Here is an 8,494-nt window from a genome sequence, read left to right as displayed (position 1 = left end):
CGGAGCTCGTCGGGGAGCTGTCGCCAGCGGCCGTACCAGTCGGGGTCGAGTCCGTCGGGTCCGTCGGGGTCCGAGACGGAGGCGAGGAAGGCGGGGGCGCGACCGCGGGGGACGATGCTGATCGAGTGGATCTCGCAGAGGGCGTCTCGAGATCCACTCCCGACGGACGTCGCGCGTGATCGAGCGGTTCTCGGGTACCTGGCGAGTCGGGCGACCGTGCGCGGACATGCTGATCGGGCAGCCCTCGGAGAGGGAGTATCGAGATCCGCGCACGTCCGATTTCGCGGCTGATCGAGCAGCTCGCGGGCACAGACGAGTCGGGCGACCGCGCACAGAACTGCTGATCGGGCAGCCCTCGGCGAGGGTGTGTCGAGATCCCCCCCGACGAGCGCGCCGGGTGCTCCGCGCCGCCCCCGCGTCGAGTCGGAGTCAGCGGGGAGCGGCAGCGGGCTACAGGGTGGGCGAGACGCCCACGAGGCGGCTGGAGAGGGTCCAGAGGTCGTGGGCGAGAGCGCGGTCTCGGGCCTGGGGGTTCAGGGAGCCGTGCGGTGTCAGCTGGTCGAAGTAGGTGCCGCTGGCGGCACCGACGTCGGGCTCGGAGGCGAGGGTGATCAGCGGCACCGCACCCGCCTCGGCGGAGATCCCGAAGGAGCCGACCGAGAGGCTCGTCATCAGCTTCATCATCGTGCTGTCGGCACCGAAGCTCGTCGAGACGACGCCCGGGTGGAACGAGTACGCGTCGACCGACGTCGTCAGCAGCCGCTCCGCCAGCTCGCGGATGAAGAGGATCGTCACCAGCTTCGACGTGCCGTACGCCCGCCAGCCGCCGAGCCACGGACCGCGGCGGTTGTCGAGGTCGTCGAGCCTCAGGCGACCGAAGCGATTCGCGAGGCTCGCCGTGGAGACGACGCGGACGCCGGCCCGCTCCCTCGAGGTCTCGATCATCCGCGGGAGCAGGAGCCGCGTGAGCAGGAACGGCGCGAGATGGTTGCTCTGGATCGTCCGCTCGTGGCCGTCGACCGTCATGGCGCGGTGGGAGACGAGCCCGCCCGCGTTGTTCGCCAGCACGTCGATCCGCTCGTAGCGCTCGAGGAGGCCGTCGGCCAGGGCGCGGACGTCGTCGAGCCGATCGAAGTCGGCCAGGAACGCGTCCCCTCCCACGTCGGCGGCGACCGCGCGGGTGCGCTCGGGGTTCCGCCCGACCACGGCCACGCGGGCACCGGCGGACGCCAGCGCTCCCGCCGCGACCCGGCCGATGCCGGAGCTCGCTCCGGTGAGGACGACGACGCGCCCCGGCATGTCAGTGACCACGGAGATATCCGCCCTTCTCGAGACCGGCTTCGATCTCGAATCGATTGCGCAGCGGATCGCGACCCGCCACCGTGTACGCGAACGGGAACCACATCCCGTAGAGCCGCCACTGCTCCTTGTGCACGGCCTCGTGCTCGAGGACGCTGTCGGAGACGTTGGTGCCCGTGAGGTAGCTCGTGCCGACGCAGGACCCTCCGCGGCCGAACGCCCAGGAGGGCAGACCGGTGAAGACGACGAGGCCGTGGCTGCGCCGGATCGGGCCAGTGCTCCACAGCGCGCCCCAGGCGAGTCCGACCGCGCACGCGAAGAGGTAGCCGGGCCGGGTGATCGCCGGATCCAGGGCCACCGTCGCGACGGCTCGACGGAGCGCGCTCACGCGCTGTCGCGTCCGTAGGTCTCGAGAAGCCGCAGCCAGACCTCGCTGATCGTCGGATAGGAGGGGACCGCGTGCCAGAGGCGCGAGAGCGGCACCTCGCCGACGACGGCGATCGTCGCGGAGTGGATCAGCTCGCCGACCTCCTTGCCGACGAAGGTGACGCCGAGGACGACCTTCCGGTCCTCGTCCACGATCATCCTCGCGGTGCCCGTGTAGCCGTCGGCGGCGAGGGCGGCGCCGGCGACCGAGCCGATCTCGTAGTCGACGACGCGGGTGCGGTATCCGGCCTTCTCAGCGGCCGCGGCGGTGAGGCCGACCGACGCGACCTCGGGGTCGGTGAAGACGACCTGCGGCACGGCCTCGTGGTCGGCGGTCGCGACGTGCGCTCCCCAGGGGGCGTCGTGGACCTCAGCCCCGGTGGCGCGCGCGACGATCACGTCGCCGGCCGCACGGGCCTGGTACTTGCCCTGGTGCGTGAGCAGTGCGCGGTGGTTCACGTCGCCGACCCCGTAGAGCCACGGACGCCCGCCGCCGAGGGGAGCACCGTCGCCGCCCAGCACGAGCATCGTGTCGTCGACCGTCAGCGAGGAGCCGGGCTCGAGGCCCACCGTCTCGAGGCCGACGTCGCGGGTGTGCGGGGCGCGGCCGGTCGCGGCGAGCACCTGGTCGGCCTCGATGACGTCGCCGCCCTCGAGCGTCACCGCCACGGTGCCGTCGGGCCGGCGCTCGACCGAGACGGGCGAGTCGCCGAGGCGCAGGTCGACGCCGAGCTCCTGGAGCGCCGAGCCGACGAGCTCGCCGGCGAAGGGCTCGAACGGCGCGAGGAGTCCGCTGCGGGCGACGAGCGTGACGGAGGAGCCCATGCCGGCGTAGGCGGTCGCCATCTCGGTCGCGACGACTCCGCCGCCGATGACGACGAGGCGCGGCGGCACCTCCTCGGCCGAGGTGGCCTCGCGGCTCGTCCAGGGGGACGCCGCGCGCAGGCCAGGGATGTCGGGGACGACGGCGGTGGTGCCGGTCGCGACGGCGACGGCGGCGCGGGCGCGGAGCACGCGCACCTCGCCGTCGGGTCCGGTCACGGTCACCTCGCGCTCGCCGCTCAGGCGGCCGTGCCCGCGGACGAGCTCGATGCCGGCGCCCTCGAGCCACTGCACCTGGCCGTGGTCGTCGAAGTGGCTGGTGAAGGAGTCGCGGCGGGCCAGGAGCGCGGGCACGTCGACTCCTCCGCTCACCGCCTGCGCCGCGCCGGGGAGATCACGGGCGGCGCGGAGCGCCATCGGCGGCCGCAGCAGCGCCTTCGAGGGCATGCACGCCCAGTAGGAGCACTCGCCCCCGACGAGCTCGCTCTCGACGACGGCCGCGGTGAGGCCGCCCTGGACCGCGCGGTCGGCGAGGTTCTCGCCCACCGGCCCTGCTCCGATGACGATGACGTCGAACTCGTCCGTCGTGCTGCTCATGCTGTCTCCCTGGGGTTCTCGGAGGCGTCGAGCCCCGTCGTCGGTGGGTGCCCGGCGCTCAATGCGCCGGCACGATCTCGGCCCGCCAGCCGTCGTAGCGGCCGCCGTGGCTCTCGACCGCCTCGATCACCTGGCGGAGGAACGCGGTGGTCGACTCCTCGTCGACCGCGGCGTGGTGGCTCGCGACGAGGACCTGCCTCAGCCTCAGCCGCGAGATCGCGATCTGGAAGCCGGAGGCCACGAGGACGCGCCCGGCCCGTCGTGCGGTGCTGCGGCGGGAGAAGACGGCGAAGTGGTCGACCTCGCGCAGCTCCCACACCTGGTCGCCGTAGCGGAGCCGGATCTCGAGCTGCTGCGCGGCGCGCTCCTGCTGCGCCTCGAGGGAGGAGCCGCCGGGCGCCGTGACGGTGGTGCTCTCGTCGCTCATCGTCCGGTGAACTCCGCCGTCGTGCGCTGGAGGAAGGCCTCGGTGCCGATGCGCGCGTCCTCGGACGCCGCGAGACGCGCGAGCGCCCCGGGGAGTGCGGCCGCGGCTTCGGCGTCGGACGCGGCGACCGCGAGTCGGGCACTGGCCAGAGCGGCCTGCACGGCGAGCGGCGCCTGCGCGGCGATCCGGGCGGCCAGAGCCCAGGCCGCCTCGGCGACCGTCCCGTCGGGGACGACCTGCTGCACGAGGCCGATGCGGTGGGCCTCCTCGGCGTCGAAGAGGTCGCCGGTGAGGATCCAGCGCATCGCGTCGCCCCAGCCGACGGCGCGGGGGAAGCGCAGCGTCGCTCCGCCGAAGGGCAGGATGCCGCGGGCGACCTCGATCTGGCCGAAGCGGGTGGACCGCTCGGCGAGGACGACGTCGCTCGCGAGCGCGAGCTCGATGCCGAGCGTGAGGCAGGTGCCCTGGAGGCCGATGACCACCGGCTTGCTCACGGGGCGGGTGCGCAGGCCCCAGGGGTCGAGACCGCCCTCGGGCACGAAGTCGAGGCCGTCGGAGCCCAGGCGGGGCCCGATGTCGGCGAGGTCGAGCCCGGCCGTGAAGTGCTCGCCCTCGGCGAGGACCACGCCGGCGCGCAGCTCCGGGTCGCGGTCGAGCTCGCCGTACGCGGACGCCAGCTCCGCGAGCAGCCGAAGATCGGCGGCGTTGCGCTTCTCGGGCCGGTCCAGCACGATCGCGAGCACGGTCCCGCGCCGCTCGGTGCGCACGCGCGGTCTCTCGTCGCTCATCGTTCCTCCGCTCGGTCGCGTCCGACCATCTTGCCGGGTGCCGCCGACACGCGCTCGGGCTTGCGCGCCGATGGCAGGGCTCTCTCAGGCCCCGCGGGACAGAGCGCCGAGGAGGCGGAGGATCGTGGGCAGGTCGTCCTCGGCTGCGGTCGGCGACGACGGGGCGAACGAGGTGACGCCGGCGCCCGCGAGCGGGAAGCGGGACCGGAGGGCGTCGAGGCTCGCGACGAGGCGCGAGGCGGGCACGCCGAAGGGCACCGGGTCGAACAGCCCGGCGAGGTCGGCGGGGTCGAGCACGTCCAGGTCGAGGTGCACGTAGACGGAGGCGGCACCGGTCGCCTCGACCGCCGCGACGAGCGACTCCGGGTCGAGGGCGTCCGCGGGCAGCACCGCGGCGCCCCGCTCGACCAGCCGCTCGAGCTCGCCGTCGTCGGCGGAGCGGACACCTCCGAGGACGACGCGCTCGTCGGCCACCCGCTCCTCGGCGCCCGCGCTCAGGAGGCCGACGCCGCGTCCCAGCGCGGCCGAGAGGACCATGCCGCAGAAGGCGCCGCTGGGGGAGGACTCGGGAGTGTGCGCGTCCGGGTGGGCGTCGAGCCAGACCAGCGCGACCGGGCCCGGTGCCGAGCGCACGGCGTGCCCGATCGCCGCGAACTCGACGCCGCAGTCGCCGCCGATCGTGATCACGGGATCGCTGCGGCCCGAGAGGGCCTCGCGCACCCGCTCGGCGACGGTGGCGACCGAGGCGTAGCGGCGGATGCCGGTGTCCTGGGCATCGCCCGCCTCGGCGGGGATGTCGAGGGTCGTGGTGGCGGAGGAGGGCAGATCGCCCCGGATCGCCTCGGCTCCGTCGACGAGGCGCATCGCGCGCGTCGACGCCGAGCCCTGCCACTGGGGGACGACGAGGAAGGAGGCCATGTCCCTCACTATGGCACGCGCGCCGGCGCCGGGTGCCCGCGTGCTCAGGCCGCGGGCAGGCCTCCGGGAACGGCTGCTGGGCGGAGCGACGGCGGTGCGCCGTCGAGGTCGACCAGGGCCTCGTCGAGCGCGGAGCGGGCGCGGTCGGCGGCGGCCCGTGCCTCGTCCAGAGCGCCGGCCGGATCGCCTGCCGCACGGCGCACCGCGGTGTCCAGCTGCCCGAGCGTCTCCTCCGCGAGGATCCGGGGTGCCGCGGTGATGCGCTCGCCGTGCACGGCGGCCAGGAGCAGCACCGACTCGGCGCCGAGCCGGGCCGCGGTGCGCGCCGCCTCGAACAGGAGGAGCTGGCGCTCGGCCTGGGCTCGCGGCTCGCGGTACCCGGAGACTACGGCGTCCAGAGCGGAGTCGGCGTCGAGCAGCAGGACCAGCAGCGCGGCCGGATCGTGGCGGACGCCGGCCGACCGGGCGTCGTCGGCGTCGAGGAGGAGCGACCGTGCCGCGGCGCACGCGACGGCCACGTCGGCGGCGGAGGCGAGCTGCGCCGAGGTGCGCAGGTCGGAGAGGGTGGCGGCCCGCTCCAGGTCGTCCCGCACGGAGCGCTCGACGCCGCTCAGCTGCACCTCGGCGCGGGTCACGAGCCCGACCAGCGAGTCGACCGCGTCGAGCAGGGCGCCGGGATCGGGGGAGCCGCCGGCGGCGACGTGCTCGACGGCCTCGCGCAGCGGTCGGACCCGGCGCTCGGGAGTGGTCCCGGCGAGGACGGAGACCTCGGAGCGCGCCTGCTGCACGCGCTCCGGGAGGGACGGGCTCGGCGAGGTCACTCCGTGATCGTACGGCCGGAGTGTGACACCACGTGACACGGCGGTTCGACCGGCGGCGGCGGCGTGCCCAGGATGGAGTCATGACCCGCTCACTCGCCATCGTCGAGGTCGCCCGCGTGCGACCGGGCCGCGAGGAGTACCACGCCTACGTGCAGATCCTGAACGGCCGCATCCTCGCCCTCGCGCACGAGCGCGGCTGGCGGGCGGAGCGCTTCGCCGCCGAGGAGCTGGGCACGGAGGAGCTGCTGGCGCGCACGGCGGGGGCGGACGCCCTCGTCCTCGCGGGCGGCGAGGACATCGCTCCCGAGCAGTACGGCGCCGACCGCGGCTACCCGGCCGAGGGCCCCCACGCGGAGCGCGCGGACGCCGCCCAGATCGCGCTGGTGCACCGGGCGCTGGCCCGCCGGACCCCGCTGCTGGGCATCTGCCGCGGCCTGCAGATCGTCAACGTCGCGCTCGGCGGCACGCTGGTGCAGGACCTGGGTCCGGAGGCGGAGCACGTCAACGCGGCGGCTCCCGCTCACCAGCGCATGCACCGGCACGAGGTCGGGCTCGCGGCGGGCTCCGTGCTCGGCGGGCTCTTCGGGTCCGAGGCGCTCGCGGTGCAGAGCGCGCACCACCAGGCGGTCGACCTGCTCGCTCCGGGGCTGCGGATCGTCGCCCGGGCGGAGGACGGCGTGATCGAGGCCGTCGAGCACGTCGCGGCCCCCCTCGTGGGCGTGCAGTGGCACCCCGAGGACCCGGACGCTCCCGCCGGTCAGCTGGCGACGCTGCTCGACGGGCTGGCGCTCGCCGCCGCCCGCGGGGAGTTCGCGCTGCCCCTCGCCGCCTGAGCGGCCGGGGCTCCCCGCGGGCGACCGGGCTCAGCGGGCCAGTCGGGCCATCCACGCCTCGATGTCGTCGGCCGAGCGCGGGATGCCGGCCGAGAGGTTCTCGGCGCCGTCGGCGGTGACGAGCACGTCGTCCTCGATCCGGACGCCGATGCCGCGCAGCTCCTCCGGGACCGTGAGGTCGTCGGGCTGGAAGTAGAGGCCGGGCTCGATCGTGAAGACCATGCCCTCCTCGACCAGTCCGTCGAGGTACATCTCGCGCCGTGCCCGGGCGCAGTCGTGCACGTCGAGCCCGAGGTGGTGGCTGGTGCCGTGGACCATGTAGCGGCGGTGCTGCTGGTTGTCGGCCTCGAGCGCCTCCTCGGCGCTGACCGGCAGCAGGCCCCACTCGGCGGTGCGCCGCGCGATGACGGCCATCGCCGCGGCGTGAACCTCGCGGAAGCGGATGCCGGGGCGGACGATCGCGAACGCGGCGTCGGCCGCCTCCCGCACCGTCTCGTGCACCCGGCGCTGGGCGTCCGTGTAGCGGCCGTCCACCGGGAAGGTGCGCGTGATGTCGGCGGTGTAGTAGCTGTCCTGCTCGACGCCGGCGTCCAGCAGCACCAGCTGGCCGGGGCGCACCGGCCCGTCGTTGCGCGTCCAGTGCAGGATGCAGGCGTGGGGGCCCGCCGCGGCGATGGTGTCGTAGCCGACCGCGTTGCCGTCGGCGCGCGCGCGTCCGTTGAAGACGCCCTCGATCAGGCGCTCGCCCTTCTCGTGGGCGATGATGCGCGGCAGGTCGGAGAGGACGTCCTCGAAGCCGCGGCCCGTCGCGTCGACGGCGGCGCGCAGCTCGGCGATCTCGTAGGCGTCCTTGACCAGGCGGAGCTCGGCGATGTCGCGCTCGAGCGCCGCGTCGCGGTCCGCCCGCTCGTCGGCCTCGACCGCGTCGAGACGGCCGGTCACCGCCGGGTCGGCCTCGCGCAGCACGGCGAGGGGGACGCCGTCGTGCGCGTCGAGGACCGCGTCGAGCTCGGCGATCCCGCGGGTGGCGAGGCCGAGATCGCTCGCGACCTGCGCGAGCGACGGACGCGGCCCGATCCAGAACTCGCCGATCTCGGGGTTGGCGTAGAACTCGTCGGAGTCGCGGCCCGCGCGCTCGCGGAAGTAGAGCGTCGCGCTGTGGCCGGACCCGGCGGGCTCGAGGACGAGGACCGCGCCGGGCTCGGAGTCGGAGCCCCAGCCGGTGAGCCAGGTGAAAGCCGAGTGCGCACGGAACGGGTAGTCGGTGTCGTTCGCGCGCTGCTTGAGGCGGCCCGCCGGGACGACGATGCGCACGCCGGTGTGCAGCGCGGAGAGGCGCTCCCGGCGGGAGGCGGCGAAGGACGCCTGCTCACGCGGAGCGGGCAGCGGCTCCTCCCGCTCGGCCCAGCCGGACGCGATGAAGTCGCGGAAGCGGTCGGAGGCGGGGGTCGTCGAGCGGTTCGCGGTGGCGCGGGGGCGCGGGGCGGCGGCGGGGTCGGGCGTCTGAGCGGCGGTCCGCTCCTCCGTGTTCGTCATGGATCCCATTGTCCTCCTCCGCACGGC

General features: G+C 74.9%; 9 protein-coding genes. 1 reads left to right on the top strand and 8 read right to left on the bottom strand.

Annotated elements, in window-relative coordinates:
• Window positions 1-450: 450 nt before the first annotated feature.
• The 7 genes from C5C27_RS15715 to C5C27_RS15685 form a co-directional block, all read right to left on the bottom strand.
• On the bottom strand, window positions 451-1,311 hold the full coding sequence (locus C5C27_RS15715) for an SDR family NAD(P)-dependent oxidoreductase (protein WP_181133566.1): 861 nt from the start codon (window positions 1,309-1,311) through the stop codon (window positions 451-453).
• Window positions 1,301-1,687 (bottom strand): Fe-S oxidoreductase, encoded by a 387-nt coding sequence (locus tag C5C27_RS15710; protein ID WP_104227423.1) that lies wholly within the window; start codon window positions 1,685-1,687, stop codon window positions 1,301-1,303. The genes C5C27_RS15715 and C5C27_RS15710 overlap by 11 nt, the downstream gene beginning before the upstream one ends.
• Entirely contained in the window at window positions 1,684-3,144 is a 1,461-nt protein-coding gene (locus tag C5C27_RS15705; RefSeq protein ID WP_104314875.1) for an NAD(P)/FAD-dependent oxidoreductase, read from the bottom strand. The genes C5C27_RS15710 and C5C27_RS15705 overlap by 4 nt, the downstream gene beginning before the upstream one ends.
• A 58-nt stretch (window positions 3,145-3,202) precedes the next feature.
• Entirely contained in the window at window positions 3,203-3,571 is a 369-nt protein-coding gene (locus C5C27_RS15700; RefSeq protein ID WP_104225032.1) for a ribonuclease E inhibitor RraB, read from the bottom strand.
• Window positions 3,568-4,359 carry a crotonase/enoyl-CoA hydratase family protein gene (locus C5C27_RS15695; protein WP_104314874.1) on the bottom strand — a complete coding sequence of 264 codons (792 nt, stop codon included), beginning with the start codon at window positions 4,357-4,359 and terminating at the stop codon, window positions 3,568-3,570. Before C5C27_RS15695 ends, C5C27_RS15700 begins: the two co-directional genes overlap by 4 nt.
• Before the next feature lie 84 nt (window positions 4,360-4,443).
• A complete protein-coding gene (locus C5C27_RS15690; protein WP_104314873.1) occupies window positions 4,444-5,277 on the bottom strand; it encodes an arginase family protein in 834 nt (277 codons plus the stop codon).
• Between the two features lie 44 nt (window positions 5,278-5,321).
• Entirely contained in the window at window positions 5,322-6,098 is a 777-nt protein-coding gene (locus C5C27_RS15685) for a hypothetical protein (RefSeq protein ID WP_104314872.1), read from the bottom strand.
• A gap of 80 nt (window positions 6,099-6,178) precedes the next feature.
• Between C5C27_RS15685 and C5C27_RS15680 the strand changes: the two genes are divergently transcribed.
• A complete protein-coding gene (locus tag C5C27_RS15680; RefSeq protein ID WP_104314871.1) occupies window positions 6,179-6,931 on the top strand; it encodes a gamma-glutamyl-gamma-aminobutyrate hydrolase family protein in 753 nt (250 codons plus the stop codon).
• Between the two features lie 30 nt (window positions 6,932-6,961).
• On the opposite strand, the gene C5C27_RS15675 is transcribed toward C5C27_RS15680, so the two are convergent.
• Window positions 6,962-8,467 (bottom strand): aminopeptidase P family protein, encoded by a 1,506-nt coding sequence (locus C5C27_RS15675; protein WP_258066818.1) that lies wholly within the window; start codon window positions 8,465-8,467, stop codon window positions 6,962-6,964.
• Between the last annotated feature and the right edge of the window lie 27 nt (window positions 8,468-8,494).

The sequence above is a fragment of the Rathayibacter sp. AY2B7 genome (assembly GCF_002931635.1).
GTDB lineage: Bacteria > Actinomycetota > Actinomycetes > Actinomycetales > Microbacteriaceae > Rathayibacter.
Note: the sequence above shows the minus strand (reverse complement) of the source record. Positions and strands in the feature narration are given on the sequence as shown.